Below are 19,126 nucleotides of genomic sequence, written 5' to 3' on the forward strand. Positions count from 1 at the left end.
AAATAGAGGAACTCAGTCTAAGAACGTCACGTCCTGTGGCAAGTTATCTGTGCGAAAGCGAAGCGACAGCAACACGGTTTTGTCTGTGCGAAAGCGAAGCGACAGCAACACGGTTTTGTCTGTGCGAAAGCGAAGCGACAGCAACAACAACACACGACTGAGTGACCAACATCATGCTGCTGACGCTGCGTTAGCACTACGCTTTCGCGCAAAAAACATCATGCTGCTGACGCTGCGTTAGCACTACGCTTTCGCGCAAAAAACATCTGTTGGCCCAAAGTCTCCGGCGAATGTCACAGAATCGAAAAAGGAGTTCTTGGTGCTTGCACTAAAGCCGATTCCAGACGCAATTATGCCGGGGCATGATTGATAATCTAATTTTATTAAAAAGGAGGTAAGACTATGGGAGGTCTCGGAGCAATTGGTGTACCTGGGTTAATCATCATTTTAGTCATTGTTTTAATCGTGTTTGGTCCAAAAAAATTACCGGAAATCGGCGGTGCAGTCGGTAAAACATTTGCGGAGTTCAAAAAGTCCACGAAGGGGCTTATCGATGATGAGGATGATTCAGCAAAAAAAGAAGAAAAAAAAGCTGACGCTTCGTAGGAGGTTGTCCTATGGATCCATATGAAGAAGGAAAAAGAAAATATTTAAGTCCACTTGATAAGAAAGAAGCTGAGCCTCTCACACCAGTGGAGGCTTTTGTTGAAGTTCCAGTAGAGACAATTGAACCGGATACGGAAGCCGATGGGCCACTCTTTCCAATAGCCACATTGCTTGAACATCTTACGGAACTACGAAAACAAATTATTAAAGGGCTTATCGTATTTATTTTATTTTTTATTATCGTATTCTCTACTATTAATAGTTGGTTCCCTTATGTAACTCGAGGACATTCACTAATTATTTTAGGGCCGTTAGAGGTTGTCAAATTTTATATGACGATTTCCACAACACTAGCATTTGGACTATCAATGCCATTTTTAGTTCATTTTTTGTGGAGTTTCGTAAAGCCAGGTTTAAAAGAAGAAGAAAGCCGTTTCCTCGGTCTTTATGCACCTGTCATGCTTTTACTCTTTTTAATAGGCGTAGCTTTCGGTTACTTTATTGTGAATCCACTTAGCTATTCATTTTTAGTAAGTGTTGGAGCAGCTAATTTTGATGTGATGGTATCCGCAAATGAATACATGCATTTTTTAGTGATGACAACTGTACCACTCGGACTACTCTTTGAATTACCAGTTGTAGCCCTCTTTTTATCGTCCCTTGGTGTACTAACGGCTGAATCCATGAAAAAAATACGAGGCTGGTCTTATATCGGGATGGGCGTTGGTTCTGCTGTAATTACACCACCCGATTTTATTAGTCAGCTACTCGTCTTAATTCCGATGATTATTTTATATGAAATAAGTATCTACCTTGTTAAACGTATAGAGCGTAAACAAATAGAAAGCACTGCGTAGCAAAGACGCAGTGCTTATTTTTTCTTTAATTCCATGACAACAATCTCTGGTGGATTAAAAATCCGCATAGGTACTGTACTGTTGCCTAATCCTCGACTAACGGCCATAGTTGTTGTGCCTTCTTTAGAAAGACCAGCCGTATATTTCGGGAATATTCCCTGTCCTCGTGCGAAAAGACCGCCAATACCAGGAATTCGAACTTGTCCACCATGCGCATGTCCTGCAAATACTAAATCAATTCCAAACTCTACATACGTATTAAACACTTCTGGTCGATGTGCTAGTAATATCGTTAATACATTTGGTGGAACATTTTTTGTTGCTATCTCTAGCATTTCTTTCGTTGTTCTACCTGATAACGGATCTTCTATGCCAACAATCGCCAAGCGCTCCCCGTCGCGCTCAATTAAGGTCGATTCATTGGACAACACATGTACACCTAACGATGATAGCTCCTCATAAATTTCATTCACTTTATTCGTCGCTACTTCATGGTTTCCTAGTACATAATAGACATCCGCTAATTTAACTAATCCTCTAGCAGCTTGCAAGCTTCGCTCCAAATCATAACGATTACTATCAACTAAATCACCTGTAATAAAAATTAGGTCAGGATTTGTTGCCTTCACCTTTGCTATGAGCTTCTCTTGCTGTTCGCCAAAGAGAGCATCCTGTAAATCTGATATTTGTGTAATGCGTAGCCCATCGAAGCTGGCAGGCACTTTTTCTGACTCGAATTCATACTTGCTTACAACCAGCCAGTGATTGTTTACGTACAAAAAAATGACTATAAAAACAACAAAAAAAGCTACATATAATAATTTTTTCAATCGCAATCGCTCACCCTAGGCTACTATTTCATCAGATCCATTTCGCCTTGGCGTAATTGCCGCTGACGCTTTGCTTTCGCGCAGATAAACAATGCGTCCGGATTTTGCACAATTAAATCCAAAAATCCGTGACATCCGCCGGAGGCTTTGGCCAACATGATGTTGGTCACTCAGTCGTGTGTTGTTGTTGCTGTCGCTTCGCTTTCGCACAGATAAAACCGTGTTGCTGTCGCTTCGCTTTCGCACAGTTAACTTGCCACAGGACGTGGCGTTCTTAGCTTGAGTTCCTCTATTTCAGTAGATACCCACTGAAAAGGAACACATGCACATTCATCTCATCACCTTTAGAGGTGGGAGATTCTACTGAATGAAGATAAAAATCTGACCCCCCTATTATAAGCATAAAACAAAATAATTGTAAGCACATACACATAAAATCATTAGATTGAACAAAAGAGTAACCCAAAAGTGCTACATTTAAAGAGATCCCTCTAAAGTAGGCAAGAAATTTAAACTAGATATAAACGTTGAAATAAATATGTACAAAAATACTTGTTTAACCAAGTACATTTTTGATTCCCTTTGTATATTACAACTTTACAGCATGCGAGTAGAGGCTCCGTGTCAAGTTGTAATTATTCACGCACTTGGATAGAAACGTAAGTTAATCAGCGAAAGATACATGATTAGACTAGCGAACTTGAAAAAGGTTGCTAAGGCGACTACGGCAGCTAATATCCACACATCAGTCATACAATAAAAAGAAATACCAATTGATAAGCAAACATTGCCGTCGAAAGTTACGGGGTCCTGAAGAGATAAAATAAAATGAATACCTCAACAAAAGCAAAAAGCGCATTTAGACACTCCTTTTAGAAAGTCTAAATGCGTTATGTCGTTTATAATACTTTTTCTAAGAAATCCTTTGCACGCTGAGTAGATGGTGCGGCGAAAAACTGTTCTGGTGATGTATCCTCAATTAACTTTCCGCCGTCAAGGAATAGTATACGGTCAGCCACTTCACGTGCAAAGCCCATCTCATGCGTTACGATTAACATCGTCATCCCAGTATCAGCAAGATTTTTCATAACCGCTAATACCTCTTTTACCATTTCAGGATCAAGAGCAGAAGTAGGCTCATCAAATAACATTACTTTTGGATCCATTGCAAGTGCTCGGGCAATGGCAACACGTTGCTTCTGCCCTCCTGATAGACGGTTTGGATATTCATTGCGCTTATCAAATAGGCCTACCTTCATTAATAAATCTTCAGCCTTTTTAATCGCAGCTGCCTTATCCATTCCCTTCACATTAATCGGTGCATATGTTAAATTTTCAAGTACCGTTTTATGAGGGAAAAGATGAAAATGTTGAAATACCATACCGACTTCTTCACGGATCTTCATAATGTTTGTCCCTTTGGCCGTTAGAACGTCGCCAGCAATTGTAATCTTTCCGCTCGTTGGCTCTTCTAATAAATTTAAGCAGCGCAGGAATGTTGATTTACCAGATCCTGATGGTCCAATAATAGCAATTACTTCTTTTTCTTTAATTTCTGTTGAAATACCTTTTAGTACTTCATTTTTTCCATATGATTTGTGTAAATCTTCAATTTTAATCACTTTTTCTCATTCCTTTCTCGATTCGTTTGCCAAGGAACGTTAATACAAGTGTCATAATGTAGTAGATTACACCTGCAAATAGTAAAGGTTCTAGATAGCGATATGTTGCACCACCAACAATGTAAGCACGGCGCATAATATCAAGTGCACTAATAACTGTGACAACAGCTGTTTCTTTATTTAATGTAATAAACTCATTGACTAAAGATGGCAAAATATTTTTTATTGCTTGCGGGATAATAATATCCTTCATCATTTTTGCATACGGAATACCAAGTGCTTGTGCCGCTTCCATCTGTCCTTTATCTACCGCATTAATACCAGCGCGAATGATTTCAGAAATATAAGCACCTGAGTTTAACCCAAATGCAATAATAGCCGTTGGAACTGGGTCAATTTGAATATCTAATAACTGTGGCACTGCATAGTAAATAATCATTAATTGTAATACGAGCGGTGTGCCACGGAAAATCGATGTATAAAAATCTGCAAACCAACGCAAAACATTCACTTTACCAATTTTACATAACGCTAGTAATATACCAATTATAAAACCGATGATTGAAGCACCGATTGCAATTTGAAGTGTAACACCTATCCCTTTTAATATGTAAGGAATAGAGGGAATGATAGCTGTAAAATCTAAATTCACAGTGCCCCCTCCTTTCTTATGTTCTTTTAAGGAAATGAAAGTATAAGCGATAGCTCGAAATAGAGCTATCGCAGTCCAACTTGCTTATTTAACTTTTAACCATTTTTCTTCTAGCTCTTTAATTTTGCCTTCAGCAGCTAATTCTTTTAATGCTTTGTTAATTTTATCTTTAAGATCGCTACCTTTTTGAACAGCGATTGCTTTGTAGTCTTCAGGTTGCTCTTTAACAAGGAACGCCTCAAGTTTATCATTCGTATCAAGATAACCTTTTGCTACACCACTTTCTACAATTCCAGCATCTAAACGTTTAGACATCATGTCTTGAATAATTTCAGGAATTCGTGTACGTCCTTCAACTGTTGCATCTACTTCTGTAGCAATTTTGTTGCCTAATTTTTCTTGGATTGAAGCGTTTTGAACACCAATTTTTTTACCAGCTAAATCAGCTTCTTTTTTAATTCCACTATCCTTTTTCACGATAAACACTTGCTCTGTTTGATTGTATTTATCAGAGAAATCTACAACTTTTTCACGTTCTTTATCAGGAGACATACCAGAAATAACAACATCCACTTTACCTGCTTGTAGAGCTGGTACTAGACTATTGAAGTCAATATCTTGAACTTGCATTTCTGCACCAATCTTGTCACCAACTAATTTAATTAAATCGATATCAAAACCAATAATGTCTTCACCTTTTGCAGCGTCAACATACTCAAATGGTGCATAATCAGATGATGTACCTACTTTTAATACTTGCTTTTCTTCTGTGCCTTCGCTTGCATTTGTTTTTTTATCGCTTGCCTTATCATCTTTTGCGCCACATGCTGCTAATACACCAATTACTAGCACAAGCATTAGCATAAAAATTTTATTTTTCATATTCATGATCCCCTTTTAATTATATTTTTTGTCTATAAAAATCTACGTTCTCGAAATTAATCAAATGGATATTTATTCACTTTAGAGAATAAAAAATCTATCTGCTAATAAGATATACCCTTTTGAAGTAATAATCAAGCAAAACTAAAAATTTTCCGATAAAACATTTTACACTTGATTTTCTGATAAATCAATCTACTCAGACAAATGTAGCAGTTATATTCAACAAAGGACCCCCAAAAATGGAGGTCCGCCACTAATGTTATTTTTCATCTGGAAATAGCTTTTCCTTCAACTCATCCTCCCCAGACCCTTCTGCTAAAGGTACTCGAGAGCGATACGCTGCACGACATATTAAATGCCCTGCTACAGGAGCTGTTACGAAAACGAAGATAATTCCTAAAATTAAACGTACACTCACATATCCATCATGCACCCAAAAGTAAATAAATGCACCCAGTAGACATGTTAAGACCGACAATGTAGAACTTTTCGTTGCAGCATGTGAGCGTGTGTAAACGTCCGGCAAACGAATCATCCCTAATGCACTAATAACACTTACAATGGAGCCAATCAATATAAGGATAACTGCTGCCCATTCAATCATTTGATTTACGTTCAACAATCACACCTCTTTCAATATATTTCGTAAACGCAATCGTGCCAATAAAAGCCAAAATACCCAATATTAAAATAGCTTCTAAATACGCCTTTGTTTTCAATATAATGGAGACGATAGCGATTGCTGAAAGTAAATTAACACCTATTGTATCCAGTGCTATGGCACGGTCGGGCAACGAAGGACCTCGAATCACGCGAAACAGCGACAACGCAATCGATACACTGAATAACGCCAGAGCCAATAACAAAATTTTTTCAGTCATTAACGTGTCACCTCCATGATTGCTTGTTCAAATTTCCCTATAGAACGAATGACAGCTTCTTTTGATTGTTCAATATCCATTGCATGAATATAAAACATGTCTCCCTCTTCACAAACTTCCATCACTACTGAGCCCGGCGTAAGAGTGAGCAACAACGCAAGTGCTGTTATTTCCCAATCTCCTTTAAGCACTGTTTTATACGTAAATATACCAGGCGTAATCTTGAGCTTCGGCGTAGTAATTTGTCTTATTACGCTATAACTCGATAATAGTAGCTCCCAATTAAAGAGCCATAATAATTTAATGATTGAAAATACACGTCGTAAATAAAATTGCGTGCCGTAAAAGCGATGCATAGCATATAAAATTCCTATTCCGACGATAAACCCCATTAAAAATGTCGAAAACTGCGGGATAACTTCATCTTGTAACAAGAGCCAAAGTGTTGCGATAAATAAATTTAAGATAAATTGCATCGCCATTATTTATTCACCTCACCTTGCCATGTCGTACCATCCAGGACTGCATCAATATAGATGGATGGTGTGTAAAGCGTTTTTGCTGCATCTGTTACATACGGAGCCAGCCATTCAGCCCCAATTCCTAAGCCAATTGTACAAGCTGCCAATAATGTTAGTGGCAAGACCATACGCTTTGGTAACGGCTTTTCATCCTCTAGACTAATAATGGTTTCTCCAAAGAATGAGGAGAGGAATATTCGTAATAGTGAATACAAAACAATTAAACTAGATAAAAATCCTAATCCTAGTAGAACAAAATTTCCGCCCTCAATAGCTCCTTGTCCAATTAAAACCTTCCCTAAAAAACCACTTAATGGTGGTATTCCAGCAAGGGAACACATGACAATAAAGAATAACCAACCAAAAAGAGGGTAATTTCGAATAAGCCCACTCATTTTATCAATAACCGTTTCGCCAGTAACGTACATCATCATTCCAACTGCTAAAAACAGCATGGCCTTAGCTACCATATCATGCATCAAGTAATAGGTTACACCCTGTAAAGCTGACTCCGTACCGATCGCTAGACCAGCTACTATAAAGCCGACACCAATTAGGACATTATAAGAGGCAATTGTTCTTACATCTCGCCCTGCTAATGCTCCCATACATCCAGCAATAATCGTAACTCCCGCCATAATCCCTAGCACCATATGAGTCACTTCAGTATTCGTTGGGAAAAGTAATGTAAAGGTGCGGACGAGTGCATAAATGCCAACCTTCGTTAATAATGCTGCAAAAAGTGCAGCTATAGCTGTTGGAGGTACACTGTATGAGCCCGGAAGCCAGAAAAATAATAGTAGGCCAGCTTTCAAGCTAAAAACAATTAAGAAAATAAGAGCCACAGTCGTTATTAATGGATTAGCTCCTGCCTCCATAACACGGACAGAAATATGTGCCATATTCAACGTTCCAACTGTTCCATATAAAAAAGCTAATGCCACTAGGAAAATCCAAGATGCAACAATATTAATCAGGACATATTTTAACGCCTCGCGCAGTTGAACTTTATCGCCACCTAAACTAATAAGTGCATAAGAAGCAAGTAACATAACCTCAAAGCACACAAACAAGTTAAAAATATCCCCTGTTAGAAACGAACCGTTAACTCCCGCTACCATAAGTAGGACAAACGGATAAAAGTACATCTTTTCAAAGCTCTTACTTATTGAAAAAATGGCATACAGCAAACAAATGGCTGCGACAATATTCGCTACTAAAACAAGAAGCATTGCGAATGAATCTGCAACAAATAAAATGCCGAACGGTGGTGCCCAGCCACTAAAATCAATACGCATCACACCTTGTTTTTGAATCTCTAGCAATAATATGACACTAATAAGAACAACAAAGCTTAATGTCAATAAACTAATAATGCGCTGCAAAAAAACATTTTCACGTAAAAATACAAGTAAAATGGCCGTAATAACCGGCACAATTAATGGTAAGACAATCATATTACTCATCCGGCGTACCTCTCAATTCATCAAAATTCGCCGAATCGTTCGTTTTATACGCTCGGTAACCAAGAACGAGTACGAACGCAGTTACTGCAAAGCTAATGACGATTGCAGTTAAAATTAATGCTTGCGGCAAAGCATCTGTATAAGGACCTTCTGATTCTTCTAAGAGTGGTACATCCCCCTTTTTCAGTCCACCCATCGTTAATATCAGTAAATGTGCCGCATGCGATAAGACTGCAGTTCCTAAAATCACACGTAATAACTGTTTCGAGAGGATTAAGTACGTCGCAACAGCTACTAATACACCAACTAACACTAGTATTAAAGACTCCATTGGCTACTCATCCTCACTTATACTTAAAATTATTGTGACTACAACACCTACTACCGTTAAAGCTACGCCAGCCTCGAAAATTGTTACAGTCGAAAAGCCCATTTTCCCAAATATCGGTACATTTATATAACTATGTGTCTGCGTTAAAAACGGAACATCGAAAAATAATGAGCCGATTGCTGTGCCTGTCGCAAGTAATACGCCAAGCGCCGCAACTTTTTTAAAATCCAATGGCATTCCTTTATGCACCGTTTCAATGTCATATGCTAAATACAACAGAACAATGCCAGAGGCCAGCACGAGACCACCTATAAAACCTCCACCAGGAGCATGATGCCCTGCAAAGAATAGATAAATACCAAGGGTTAAAATAATGAAGACGACCGTCTTTGTAATAGTACGTAAAATGACGTCATTGATTTTCATGATCCGTTTCCTCCTTTCGTGGCTTTAGCTTTGTTAATGTATACACCCCTAAGCCTGCAATCAGAAGAACGACCACTTCTAGCATCGTATCAAATGCACGGAAATCGCCTAATATTGTGTTGACAATATTTGAACCACCCGCTAGTTCGTAGGAATCATTGAAGTAAGTAGCCACTGGCTTAAAGTGATCAAAATGGACAACCGCTAAGCCGATTAATGTAACTGTGGCGCCAACGAAAATGGATATAATCGCCTTAGACCATTGCTTTTTTTTCCGCGAAGCTTCAGGCATTAAATCGGGTAAATATTTAAAGCATAGAAGGAATAATGCAGTTGTTACAGATTCAACGACTAATTGGGTTAATGCTAAATCAGGGGCACGGAAAATAACAAAGAAAAATGCAATTGAATAGCCGAGTACGCCATTTAATAACATGGCTGTTACACGTCCTTTAGCGAAAATTATCCATACTGCGGCGAACATCATCACAAATACTAAAATGAGCTCATAAGACTCAATTGTGGAATCCTTTGCAAAATTAAATGCACTAGCATCCGACCAAATAAAATATCCTGCAATTAGCGCAACAAAAAATACATAAATATAAACAAAATAATGCGTTAAATTGCCTGTCATATAACGATTAGTAAGCTTCGCAGAACTATTTTCACTAAACTCAATCATACGGTTGTAATACATATTAAACGTATATCTTTGCGGGAATATCCGATACAAAGGCTTCCAGCTTTTTAACGTTTTAAATAAGATGACCCCAATAATAATTACACCGAGCGTCATTAACAATTCTGCATTTATGCCATGCCAAGCATGAATATGTGGCGTTAATTCACTCGTTGATGGGAATGTTGGATAAATGCTCGCCATAGCAGGCTCTAAAATATAATGCCCTAGCACGTTCGGGAAAAAGAAAATCCCAACTACAAAAAGGCACAGAATGATTGGCGAAAATAGCATCCCTAACGGAGCTTCATGCGGTTTTTTATCCAACTTATCTAGCCGTAGTTTTCCGAAAAATGTTCGGCTGATCAAAATCATACAGTAAACAAATGTAAAGATACTTGCCACCCATGCCACTATTGGAAAGAGTAGTCCCAAATCAGCAATTGAAAATGCCTCTACGTTGCGAATCGCTAGTACCGCTGCGAAAAACATTTCTTTACTTAAGAAGCCATTAAAGGGAGGTAAGCCTGCCATAGAAAATCCACCAATGACTGCAATTGTGAAAGTTATCGGCATTATGGCCATTAGCCCTCCGAGACGGCGAATATCGCGTGTGCCTGCTTCATGATCGACAATACCAACCATCATGAATAGTGCACCTTTAAACGTGGAGTGATTAATAAGATGGAACAACGCTGCAAAGCTTGCCTGCGTATAAAGAACAGTATCTGGAGCATAACCGTAATAATGACCTACCGATCCTAGCCCAAATAAGCTCATAATCAATCCAAGCTGACTAATCGTTGAAAAGGCCAGTAACGCCTTTAAATCCGTCTGACGCACAGCATTAAATGAACCCCAGAACAATGTTAGAAGGCCAATCACACTTACTAGCCAGAACCAAACAGCCTCTCCTCCAAATACTGGGGAAAAACGTGCAACTAAATATATACCGGCTTTTACCATCGTTGCCGAGTGTAAATAAGCACTAACCGGTGTTGGCGCCTCCATCGCATCTGGTAACCAAATATGGAAAGGAAACTGTGCGGATTTTGTAAATGCACCAATTAGAATAAGGATTAATGCTGGGCTAAACAGTGTATGATCTCGTATAATGCCTACATTGGCTACGATTTCGCGAATACTAAATGTACCTGAAGCTACATAGAGCATCAAAAAGCCTGCTAACATTGAAAGGCCACCAAAAACGGTAATTGTCATAGCTTTCCTTGCACCAGCACGAGATGCTTTTCGATGATGCCAAAATGCAATTAACAGGAAAGATGACACACTTGTTAGCTCCCAAAATGTGTATAAGACCATTAAATTATCTGAAAAGACGACGCCAAGCATAGCGCCCATGAATAGTAATAAATAGCAGTAAAAATGGTGAAGAGATTCTTTCGTTGATAAATAAAAAATAGAATATAAAATAACTAAACTACCTACACCCGTAATCAGTAAACCAAAAATCATACTGAGTCCGTCGAGATAAGTTGTGAAATTTATATTAAAAGAGGGAATCCACTCATATGTATGCATAAACGTTTTACCCTCGGCAATTTGAGGAATGTAGCGCGCGAGTAAAAGAAACAAGATGAATGGAACGGATAACACAAACCAGCCTAGATGTGCAACACGCCTTAGTCGCCTATAAAGTAGTGGAATAAGTGCAGCACAGATAATTGGTAAAAGAATCGCAAAGAGAACTGTAACCAAGTGAAAACCTCCTACTAACAATTTCGTTCAGCAACTGTATGATATGGTGCGAAAAAACTGTGTATATGAGAAAATAACCGATAATAAAGTATTCCCAAATCTACTGAAGTTACTACTGTTTTATACTTTGCTTCACGCACAAAAATTTAACAATTGCTGGAGATCCTAAAAAAACTCACTAAAAATGAATAAAGCTAACTAACATATTAGAAATTCTTTTGAAATTTGATTCATGTAATAAAGTGTGTACTCCTTGAATCGGAAAACAAATGGTAAAGATCTAGCTCAATTTATACAGGGAAAAAGTTTCTGGTGATTACACTGCATAAAACAAGGGGAATCTTTCAGGCTATGAACTTTATCTACTGAGAAGCCTAAATACCGATAACGTATTGCCTTAAAGCCTTTAGAAAATGGCACGACTTTTTGAGAGATAATATGTACACACTATCCATGTCACTATAGTTTTACCAAGTCACTTGACTAACTAATTAACTAACTGCATAATAGTGTGGCATATAGAGGCAATTGGCTTAAATGTACGGAATGCATAATTCAAATAACTGTAAAGTATAGAGATAACCCAGTTTCCTCAAGGTTTTCCCAATATATTATCATTAACTTTTATACGTTTTTTAGTATACAATATAAATGAGCATAATGCACTGTATCAGTATCGATTTTTGCTGTTTTAGGCTATTTTTTTCAAAATCGACTGTAAAAATGACAAAATAACGACAAGATAAGAGGTGTTAATTTTTATGAAGCATGTAAAAGGGCGTTTAGACGAAAGTATATTAGTTTGTGTCTACTATGGACTTAACGGTGAGCGATTAATACGACGTGGTCATAAAATGGCTACAATGTTAGATTGTCCGCTCTATATTCTTTCGGTCGATTCGCAACCCCTTGATGCATTTGATGCAGAGAAATCTAGCTACATTGAGCAATGGAAAAAGTTATCTGATGAGCTTGAAATTGAAAAGTTCATATTACAAGATAATGAGAAGCGCCCCATCCAAAAGGTTATTGCAGAAGTGGCAAAAAATTACGGAATCTCCCAAATTATTGTAGGCCAAAGTGCACAAAGTCGCTGGGAAGAGATTACAAAGGGTTCCTTCTTAAACGTCTTACTAAAAGAGGTTCCTTTTGTTGATTTTCACATTGTAGCTGTCCAACGTCCAACTGACGACGATGCGAACGATACATACGAAAAAGGTGTACGTGCTTATTTAATCCAAGAACACGAAGATTTTAAAGTAGCATTTACATGTCCTAAATATGTATCAATTGAAGGTATTTTTTTCAAAGAGATTGGCACTGACTTTGATAATGGTATTTTTAAATTCACTTACAACGATAAAATGCATGAAGTTCACATATCAGAGGGCTATGTACTAGATAAAGAAAAACTTCCTGCTGAATTTTTATCTCCATTACGCCAATAATAAAAACGCGTTTCTCAAACTTGAGAACGCGTTTATTTTACGCCGCCGAAGCTGGTTTATCCTTAGGTAAGAAAAATGCTACTAGTAATAATAAAGGTAGCAAAGATACAACCATCATCGTAAAATCAATACCCCTATGATCCATTAATACACCAATTACCATCGCACCGATTGCGCCCATTCCGAAAGCAAAACCAGTTGTTAAACCAGCCATTGTTCCAATTTTTTTTGGAACAAGCTCCTGTGCATAGACAACTGTTACTGAGAAGCTAATCATAATGAGTGTACCGATAATCACTAAAAATATCATTGCTGCCCATAACGGTACATAAGGCAATGCCAAACAAAATGGCATTGGCACAACAACGGACAGTAAAATTACGTTTTTTCTACCAATTCGATCGGATAATGAACCTCCGAAAAATGTGCCAACGACGCCAAAGGCCATAAAGGTGAAAATTAATATTTGCCCAAGACGAAGACTAACATCATAATGATCCATTAAATAAAACACATAAAAACTTGTAATATTAGTTGTATAAAATGATCTCGCAAAAATAATCGTAAATAGTAACGTCAACGCAATGCCTACTTGTTTCTTTGTTAATGGAGGCAAGTTCGAAACTAATACTCGTTTTTTCTTTGCTATACGTTCTTGCTCTAGCTGCTTTCTATACCACGCTGCAATTTTGCTCAATATAACAATACCTATAGCTGCCACTACTAAGACAATTGCTGCACCACGTTGCCCAAAAATATCAAAAATATAAGCACTAATCAGTGGTGCGAGTGCTTGCCCAGAGTTCCCTCCAACCTGATAAACTGATTGAGCAAGTCCTCTTTTCGAGCCTGCTGCCATAAATGAAACACGGGAACCCTCAGGATGGAAAATAGCTGAGCCAAACCCTAAAAATAATACTGCGATAATAATTATCCAATATTGTGATGTGAACGCTATAATAGCAATGCCTATAAATGAGCTTGCCATCCCAATCGGTAGTGCGTATGGCATCGGCTTTTTATCGCTAGCAAAACCAACAACAGGCTGCAGAGCAGAAGCAAACATATTTAATGCGAACGAAATAAGACCTATTTGCGTGAAAGTTAGCCCTAAATCACTCTTCAATATCGGGAACATCGCTGGAATAACAGCTTGCATTGTATCATTGATAAGATGCGCAACAGCTATTGCAATCATAATTGGATAGACAGGATTGTTTAAATTCCCATTTTGTTTATTCATGCCGCCACCTCCCTTTCTAATCTTTGTAAATTTTCATTATAAGAGATCGTCGCATACAATTGTCCTTTTTGCACAAGCTATTCATTGAAAATAGCAGTTTTAAGGGAGTGATTTATGTATGAATATAGACGAATTTTTTAAAGCTGATTTTTGGGAAATGATACTTAGGGCAACACTTTCCTTCTTTGCTTTACTCATCGTCACCCGATTACTAGGAAAAAAACAGCTTGGGCAACTAACCTTCTTCCACTATACAACAGGTATCACATTCGGTTCCATTGCTTCTGAAATAGCAGCACAGGCTGAAACACCCTTTTTAGATGGTCTTATTGCCCTCATTTGGTGGAGCATCTTAACTTATATTATGACTATCATTACTATTAAATCTAAAAAAGCTCGTGTAATTGTTGATGACAAGCCAACAATCCTAATTCAAAACGGAATTATTTTAGAGTCAGCCTTAAAGAAAAATCGTCTGCATATGGATGAGTTAGCGATGATGCTACGGGAACAGGCCATATTCTCAATACAAGATGTCCAATATGCATTACTTGAAACGACGGGTAAATTAAGTGTGTTACCAAGACCCGCTGAGCAACCGGCTACAAAGCAAGATGTTAAAGCTGATGTTACGCCACCAACCTATATACCAACAGAAGTGCTTTCTGACGGTAAGGTTATTTATGAAAATTTAGTTGAACTTGAATTGACTGAAGATTGGCTTATGAAAAAGCTGAAAAAGCAAAATGTCCAAGCCGTTGAGGATGTTTATTTTGCTCAGGTTCAAACAAACGGCTCCCTCTATATAAGCATGAAAGATAAAGCAAGACGATCAAGCTCTTAACAGCTTGTCTCGTCTTGCTTAATCTATTTTTACAATATCTAATGGCGTAACAATGCCGATTAGTTTTTGATGTGGTTTACCATGCTCCGTTATTAATAAAGCTTCAAAGCGACGTCCCCGCTCCACACCTTGTTTAAAAATTTCTTCGGCCTCGTAAATCGTTATGTATCTACTCACAAATTTATAATTCACCTTATTTTTTTCATGCAACAAAATATCATGTAAAGACGGAATCTTCTTAGGTATTTGATCGCCTCCCATCATCGTAGCTAGCCAATTTGTAATTCCTACTGTCGTTACAAGCCCTTTAAATTGATCTTTATAATATACGGGAAACTGTGTAAATTTACGATGACGTATAACTTTTAAGACATGTTTTAATGAATCTCTTTCCTGAAAAACTAATACTTTTTTATGAAACATTTGGCCAACAAGTGTTGGCTTTGCAAGTGTTGCATCTATATATTCAATTCTTTCCACAACATCTATATGTGGTTCAGCGATGACATACTCTAATGATGTGCGATGATGAACAATTGCATTTCGTAAATCTGCATACGAGCGCAAATCGTCTTCGTATTTACGAATTAGTACTTCCTTTTTTTTCGCTTGATCGATAAGACGATAAAAGGGCATAAAGTCCTTTGCGCCAACAATATCTCTTAACCTATGATCTATCCGATTAAACGCTGTAAGAAAGCGATCGGAATTTTCTGTAGCCAATTTTTCCACTTCCTCCTACTTATATTTTCATATTTTCCGAGTTATTAGACAAATTCTGTTTCATAACTCCATTATATTCCTAAGTTATGGATATTCCAAGATAAGTAATTACATCATATAGCCTTGTTGCTTAACGTGGGGTTGATTTTCGTTTTAATTGGGTGCTTTCCTGGAGGCGTTGGGCCATTTATTTATGCTACTTTTTGACAGTGTCCAAACACCTGCTAAAAGACTTGAACGTTATGCAACGTTTTTTTGAATATTATCGGATTGGTATGTATAATATTGGTAATAACCAAAAAGGGGGATTTTCTTTTTCTTGTCATTCATGAAGCTTCTAAACAACTAGAAATGTTATGATGAATAAATTGGTCTCTTATTGCCGACAGCCAAAACAGAAGGATCCACAATCTTTAGAATAGAATCTATTAGGTCGATTGAAGGAATTGAGAAGAAATTATAATGCGGATCAGAATCAGTGCAACGCATTATTAAACGTGAATAAAGAAATTTTCTTTACAGTCTGAACAAGTTGAATTGTATCCGTTAGAGGAAGTTTTCTTACATTTAATTGAACATGCTTTTACGATATATGAAGTTAAAAATAGCTAGAAGGTGATCTCCAACAATGAGTATAGAGACGTTATCGGTAATTGGTGTCTTAGCTATATTAGATACGTTGAGCCCTGCTATAATCGGTGTGACTGTATATGTATTGCTTGTGGCAAAAAAACAACAAAGTCGACTGCTATTAACTTATTTAACGACAGTAGTTTTATTTTATTTTAGTACCGGTATTTTTTTGATGCTTGGCTTAGATGTTATTTTTGATCCAATTGCAAATGCATTAAATAATCACTCTGCTAGATTAGTAATGATAATTGTAGGGGCAATATTATTTGTCGGAAGTTGGTTAGTACCAAAGAAAAAAACATCGGGATCTCCTAAGCCGAAATCGTTTAGTATAGGAGCAATGATTGCTTTAGGATTTACGACTTCTCTTTTAGAAGTGGCAACAGCTTTACCCTATTTTGCAGCAATAGGTATTTTAACGAGCAATCATTTAGCCTTTTACGAATGGTTGCCCATCATAGCGGGATATAACCTAATAATGATTACGCCAGCGATCCTATTACTCTGCTTACACATACTGTTCAAACGCTTTATGAATAAGCTGTTAAGAAAAATACAAGCGCTTTTTGATAAAAGCACAAGTTCTGCTCTTTCATGGGCAATGTTTTTCGTCGGTCTTATTTTGCTGATGAATGCTCGTATGCTTTAAAAAATAATATAGTAAAAATCCGCTACAGTTTTTCATCGATAGCGCCGCTGGTTTTAATGCTCGTGCCCTATGTTAAAAGTTTACGCGGATTTTTACCTCCATACTTCCTTTAAATTTTCGTCATCGATGCGTTTTTCTTCATTGTCAAAATTCCTATACCCATACAAATTATGGTGATAACTAATGTAATAGATAGGCTCCACCAATAATCCGACATCTCCATCGTGCCCCTCATTAATTGAACACCATATACCGGTAATTTCCATGGTGATATTGTCCAAAATGCCCCAACTAAAGCATCCAATATTTGCCCAATAAATATGATAGCAAATGCACATGCTGTTGCTACCACTGTTTTAAAAGTTGCACTCATCATTAATGTCACGGCTATCACAAAGAGCAGCCAAGAAAAATACGTAAAAAAGCTTGCCATAAGTGTCCCTATCTCAAATGTCCCATAAAGCACGACCGTATAGTATACGCTCGCGGTAAAACCAGCTAAAACACTAACAAGGCCAACAGTACTCATGACGATAAATTTACTCATAAAATAAGCGCCGAACGATATTGGACGGACATACAATAAAGTAGCCATTCCACTCGCTCTTTCTTTACTTATGGTGCCTACGAAAGTTGCCATTAATACGAGTAAACCTATCGTTTGAAACTGTCCAATGGAAGCTTGTAATAAATCCACTGGCATTAATTCTGGCATCAACATTTCAAAGCCTTCTGGTACGTTACCAACAGCATTTAAAATATCCATCATATAATAGTTCGTCAGTGGATCGCTCATACCGAGCAAAGCAAATACAAGAGGTATCCATAAAAACTTCCAGCTTCGCCAAGCTTCTCTGAATTCCTTTTGAAGTAGTACAGTAAATCCTCTCATATCTTTCTCGCCACCTTCATGAAAATCTCTTCAAGCGATGCTGTTTGACGCTCTACTTTTCGTATTTCATAAGGACAACTACTCAAATGTTGAAGCAGGCCCTGCATACTTGGTTGTTCATCAATAATCTCTATATATACATAACTGCCCTTAGCTTTTCCTCTAAGTTCAGATTGACTGGCAAAAAGTTGTGCCTCTTTTTCAGTGCTAAATTCTACAACATAATTTGATTCTTCGAAACATTGTCGAACTTCACGTAATGTCCCCTGCTCTACTAGCTTTCCATCACGTAAAAACAGTAATTGATCTGTCATCTCCTCAGCATCATTTAAAATATGTGTCGAATATAAAATCGTCGTTTCCTGCTGTAAGCCCTTCAATAAATCAAGAACTTCCCTACGACCTACTGGATCCAATGCAGACACAGGTTCATCTAATAACAGTAATTTAGGCTTATGAACAATTGCCTGGGAAATGCCAAGCCGTTGCTTCATGCCACCAGAAAACGTAGAAATTTTCTTATTTAAATCATTACCAAGACCTACAAACTCAAGTGTTTTTTTGGCTTCTGCTTGTGCTTTTTTTGCTGGCACACCATTTAACTTTGCCGCCATTTCAGTAAACTCTAACGCACTTAACCAAGGATAGAATTGCGGATATTGTGGCAAGAAACCAATATTAGCTCTTAAATGACCATCTAGCATTTTTACACTTCCGGAGGTTGGTTTTAATAAACCTGTTAGCATCGATAATGTCGTTGTTTTGCCAGCGCCATTAGGTCCAATTAAAGCTGTCGATGTATTTTTTTCTAAAGCGAACTCAATCCCATCCACAACTACCTTTTCTGCAAATTGCTTTGTAAGTCCTGCTACCTGAAGTAATATCGTCATGATTGTTTTCTCCCAACTATAAAGTACGCAATCGATCCAATAATATTTGTAAAAATAATAAGAAGCGCCCATAAAACTTTAGGGCCATTTGTTGCATGGACTTTACGTAAATCAACTAAAGCTACAATCATTAAAATAAATTGAACGACTATTAGTGGTGCGATGACTGCCCATGGAACTTTCGCTAATTCCTCCATCATATAATTCACCTCATCTTTGTTATATTATCACTATAACAAAATCTGTTCTAATGTGTATAGCACAAATTTATGTATCGGCTGTTAAAAATAATCCGGCTAAGCACTTTCTTGGGGCGTCCAATGAGT

Annotated in this window: 21 protein-coding genes; 5 read left to right on the forward strand and 16 right to left on the reverse strand. The window is 37.6% G+C overall.

Features of this window, described 5'->3' with window-relative positions; all coding sequences use genetic code 11:
• The first annotated feature begins 402 nt into the window (after positions 1-402).
• Both tatA and tatC read left to right on the forward strand, forming a co-directional pair.
• Positions 403-606, forward strand: coding sequence for a twin-arginine translocase TatA/TatE family subunit (tatA, locus tag ACIQ7N_RS15685; RefSeq protein ID WP_402933671.1), 204 nt, complete (start codon positions 403-405; stop codon positions 604-606).
• Positions 607-617: 11 nt separating this feature from the next.
• Positions 618-1,463 carry a twin-arginine translocase subunit TatC gene (tatC, locus tag ACIQ7N_RS15690; protein WP_402933674.1) on the forward strand — a complete coding sequence of 282 codons (846 nt, stop codon included), beginning with the start codon at positions 618-620 and terminating at the stop codon, positions 1,461-1,463.
• A 14-nt stretch (positions 1,464-1,477) separates the two neighbouring features.
• On the opposite strand, the gene ACIQ7N_RS15695 is transcribed toward tatC, so the two are convergent.
• From ACIQ7N_RS15695 to ACIQ7N_RS15745, 11 genes are all read right to left on the reverse strand, one after another.
• Positions 1,478-2,293: a metallophosphoesterase gene (locus ACIQ7N_RS15695; RefSeq protein ID WP_402933676.1), complete on the reverse strand. Its 816-nt coding sequence runs from the start codon at positions 2,291-2,293 to the stop codon at positions 1,478-1,480.
• An 899-nt stretch (positions 2,294-3,192) separates the two neighbouring features.
• Positions 3,193-3,915 (reverse strand): amino acid ABC transporter ATP-binding protein, encoded by a 723-nt coding sequence (locus tag ACIQ7N_RS15700; protein ID WP_402933678.1) that lies wholly within the window; start codon positions 3,913-3,915, stop codon positions 3,193-3,195.
• Positions 3,908-4,567 (reverse strand): amino acid ABC transporter permease, encoded by a 660-nt coding sequence (locus ACIQ7N_RS15705; RefSeq protein ID WP_132363591.1) that lies wholly within the window; start codon positions 4,565-4,567, stop codon positions 3,908-3,910. Before ACIQ7N_RS15705 ends, ACIQ7N_RS15700 begins: the two co-directional genes overlap by 8 nt.
• A gap of 84 nt (positions 4,568-4,651) precedes the next feature.
• Positions 4,652-5,449, reverse strand: coding sequence for a transporter substrate-binding domain-containing protein (locus ACIQ7N_RS15710; RefSeq protein ID WP_402933680.1), 798 nt, complete (start codon positions 5,447-5,449; stop codon positions 4,652-4,654).
• Between the two features lie 262 nt (positions 5,450-5,711).
• Complete coding sequence (locus ACIQ7N_RS15715; protein WP_248717651.1) at positions 5,712-6,071, reverse strand: Na+/H+ antiporter subunit G; 360 nt, start codon at positions 6,069-6,071, stop codon at positions 5,712-5,714.
• Entirely contained in the window at positions 6,049-6,333 is a 285-nt protein-coding gene (locus tag ACIQ7N_RS15720; protein WP_049663615.1) for a Na(+)/H(+) antiporter subunit F1, read from the reverse strand. The genes ACIQ7N_RS15715 and ACIQ7N_RS15720 overlap by 23 nt, the downstream gene beginning before the upstream one ends.
• Positions 6,333-6,815, reverse strand: coding sequence for a Na+/H+ antiporter subunit E (locus ACIQ7N_RS15725; protein WP_132363597.1), 483 nt, complete (start codon positions 6,813-6,815; stop codon positions 6,333-6,335). Before ACIQ7N_RS15725 ends, ACIQ7N_RS15720 begins: the two co-directional genes overlap by 1 nt.
• Positions 6,815-8,320, reverse strand: a complete 1,506-nt coding sequence (locus ACIQ7N_RS15730) for a Na+/H+ antiporter subunit D (RefSeq protein WP_402933682.1) — start codon at positions 8,318-8,320, stop codon at positions 6,815-6,817. The genes ACIQ7N_RS15725 and ACIQ7N_RS15730 overlap by 1 nt, the downstream gene beginning before the upstream one ends.
• Positions 8,313-8,651 carry a Na(+)/H(+) antiporter subunit C gene (locus ACIQ7N_RS15735; RefSeq protein ID WP_132363601.1) on the reverse strand — a complete coding sequence of 113 codons (339 nt, stop codon included), beginning with the start codon at positions 8,649-8,651 and terminating at the stop codon, positions 8,313-8,315. The genes ACIQ7N_RS15730 and ACIQ7N_RS15735 overlap by 8 nt, the downstream gene beginning before the upstream one ends.
• Positions 8,652-8,654: 3 nt before the next feature.
• Positions 8,655-9,077 carry a Na(+)/H(+) antiporter subunit B gene (locus tag ACIQ7N_RS15740; protein WP_132363603.1) on the reverse strand — a complete coding sequence of 141 codons (423 nt, stop codon included), beginning with the start codon at positions 9,075-9,077 and terminating at the stop codon, positions 8,655-8,657.
• Complete coding sequence (locus ACIQ7N_RS15745; RefSeq protein WP_402933685.1) at positions 9,064-11,478, reverse strand: Na+/H+ antiporter subunit A; 2,415 nt, start codon at positions 11,476-11,478, stop codon at positions 9,064-9,066. Before ACIQ7N_RS15745 ends, ACIQ7N_RS15740 begins: the two co-directional genes overlap by 14 nt.
• A 761-nt stretch (positions 11,479-12,239) precedes the next feature.
• Here ACIQ7N_RS15745 and ACIQ7N_RS15750 point away from each other — a divergent pair.
• Complete coding sequence (locus ACIQ7N_RS15750; RefSeq protein WP_132363607.1) at positions 12,240-12,926, forward strand: adenine nucleotide alpha hydrolase family protein; 687 nt, start codon at positions 12,240-12,242, stop codon at positions 12,924-12,926.
• Positions 12,927-12,963: 37 nt separating this feature from the next.
• On the opposite strand, the gene ACIQ7N_RS15755 is transcribed toward ACIQ7N_RS15750, so the two are convergent.
• The gene (locus ACIQ7N_RS15755; protein ID WP_402933688.1) at positions 12,964-14,169 is read right to left on the reverse strand and encodes an MFS transporter; all 1,206 of its coding nucleotides are present in this window, start codon (positions 14,167-14,169) and stop codon (positions 12,964-12,966) included.
• 118 nt (positions 14,170-14,287) lie between these two features.
• Here ACIQ7N_RS15755 and ACIQ7N_RS15760 point away from each other — a divergent pair, with 118 nt between their 5' ends.
• Positions 14,288-15,013 (forward strand): DUF421 domain-containing protein, encoded by a 726-nt coding sequence (locus tag ACIQ7N_RS15760; protein ID WP_371873283.1) that lies wholly within the window; start codon positions 14,288-14,290, stop codon positions 15,011-15,013.
• Between the two features lie 18 nt (positions 15,014-15,031).
• On the opposite strand, the gene ACIQ7N_RS15765 is transcribed toward ACIQ7N_RS15760, so the two are convergent.
• A complete protein-coding gene (locus tag ACIQ7N_RS15765; RefSeq protein WP_402933691.1) occupies positions 15,032-15,736 on the reverse strand; it encodes a CBS domain-containing protein in 705 nt (234 codons plus the stop codon).
• Positions 15,737-16,364: 628 nt separating this feature from the next.
• Between ACIQ7N_RS15765 and ACIQ7N_RS15770 the strand changes: the two genes are divergently transcribed.
• Positions 16,365-17,018, forward strand: a complete 654-nt coding sequence (locus tag ACIQ7N_RS15770; protein ID WP_402933693.1) for a GAP family protein — start codon at positions 16,365-16,367, stop codon at positions 17,016-17,018.
• Positions 17,019-17,127: 109 nt separating this feature from the next.
• On the opposite strand, the gene ACIQ7N_RS15775 is transcribed toward ACIQ7N_RS15770, so the two are convergent.
• The 3 genes from ACIQ7N_RS15775 to ACIQ7N_RS15785 are packed head-to-tail and all read right to left on the reverse strand — an operon-like array spanning position 17,128 to position 19,000.
• On the reverse strand, positions 17,128-17,910 hold the full coding sequence (locus tag ACIQ7N_RS15775; RefSeq protein WP_402933695.1) for an ABC transporter permease: 783 nt from the start codon (positions 17,908-17,910) through the stop codon (positions 17,128-17,130).
• Entirely contained in the window at positions 17,907-18,800 is an 894-nt protein-coding gene (locus ACIQ7N_RS15780; RefSeq protein ID WP_402933697.1) for an ABC transporter ATP-binding protein, read from the reverse strand. Before ACIQ7N_RS15780 ends, ACIQ7N_RS15775 begins: the two co-directional genes overlap by 4 nt.
• Entirely contained in the window at positions 18,797-19,000 is a 204-nt protein-coding gene (locus tag ACIQ7N_RS15785; RefSeq protein ID WP_132363619.1) for a PLD nuclease N-terminal domain-containing protein, read from the reverse strand. The genes ACIQ7N_RS15780 and ACIQ7N_RS15785 overlap by 4 nt, the downstream gene beginning before the upstream one ends.
• Between the last annotated feature and the right edge of the window lie 126 nt (positions 19,001-19,126).

Origin of the sequence: Lysinibacillus sp. NPDC095746 (genome assembly GCF_044763535.1) — a bacterium.
Taxonomy (GTDB): Bacteria; Bacillota; Bacilli; order Bacillales_A; family Planococcaceae; genus Lysinibacillus.

Bases quoted from the DNA above. Each gene is read 5' to 3' on its own strand.
- ACIQ7N_RS15750 (WP_132363607.1), top strand. From the start codon at position 12,240: ATGAAGCATGTAAAAGGGCGTTTAGACGAAAGTATATTAGTTTGTGTC.
- tatA (WP_402933671.1), top strand. From the start codon at position 403: ATGGGAGGTCTCGGAGCAATTGGTGTACCTGGGTTAATCATCATTTTA.
- ACIQ7N_RS15760 (WP_371873283.1), top strand. From the start codon at position 14,288: ATGAATATAGACGAATTTTTTAAAGCTGATTTTTGGGAAATGATACTT.
- ACIQ7N_RS15725 (WP_132363597.1), bottom strand. From the start codon at position 6,815: ATGGCGATGCAATTTATCTTAAATTTATTTATCGCAACACTTTGGCTC.
- tatC (WP_402933674.1), top strand. From the start codon at position 618: ATGGATCCATATGAAGAAGGAAAAAGAAAATATTTAAGTCCACTTGAT.
- ACIQ7N_RS15720 (WP_049663615.1), bottom strand. From the start codon at position 6,333: ATGACTGAAAAAATTTTGTTATTGGCTCTGGCGTTATTCAGTGTATCG.
- ACIQ7N_RS15735 (WP_132363601.1), bottom strand. From the start codon at position 8,651: ATGGAGTCTTTAATACTAGTGTTAGTTGGTGTATTAGTAGCTGTTGCG.
- ACIQ7N_RS15780 (WP_402933697.1), bottom strand. From the start codon at position 18,800: ATGACGATATTACTTCAGGTAGCAGGACTTACAAAGCAATTTGCAGAA.
- ACIQ7N_RS15730 (WP_402933682.1), bottom strand. From the start codon at position 8,320: ATGAGTAATATGATTGTCTTACCATTAATTGTGCCGGTTATTACGGCC.
- ACIQ7N_RS15770 (WP_402933693.1), top strand. From the start codon at position 16,365: ATGAGTATAGAGACGTTATCGGTAATTGGTGTCTTAGCTATATTAGAT.
- ACIQ7N_RS15755 (WP_402933688.1), bottom strand. From the start codon at position 14,169: ATGAATAAACAAAATGGGAATTTAAACAATCCTGTCTATCCAATTATG.
- ACIQ7N_RS15775 (WP_402933695.1), bottom strand. From the start codon at position 17,910: ATGAGAGGATTTACTGTACTACTTCAAAAGGAATTCAGAGAAGCTTGG.
- ACIQ7N_RS15785 (WP_132363619.1), bottom strand. From the start codon at position 19,000: ATGATGGAGGAATTAGCGAAAGTTCCATGGGCAGTCATCGCACCACTA.
- ACIQ7N_RS15710 (WP_402933680.1), bottom strand. From the start codon at position 5,449: ATGAAAAATAAAATTTTTATGCTAATGCTTGTGCTAGTAATTGGTGTA.
- ACIQ7N_RS15740 (WP_132363603.1), bottom strand. From the start codon at position 9,077: ATGAAAATCAATGACGTCATTTTACGTACTATTACAAAGACGGTCGTC.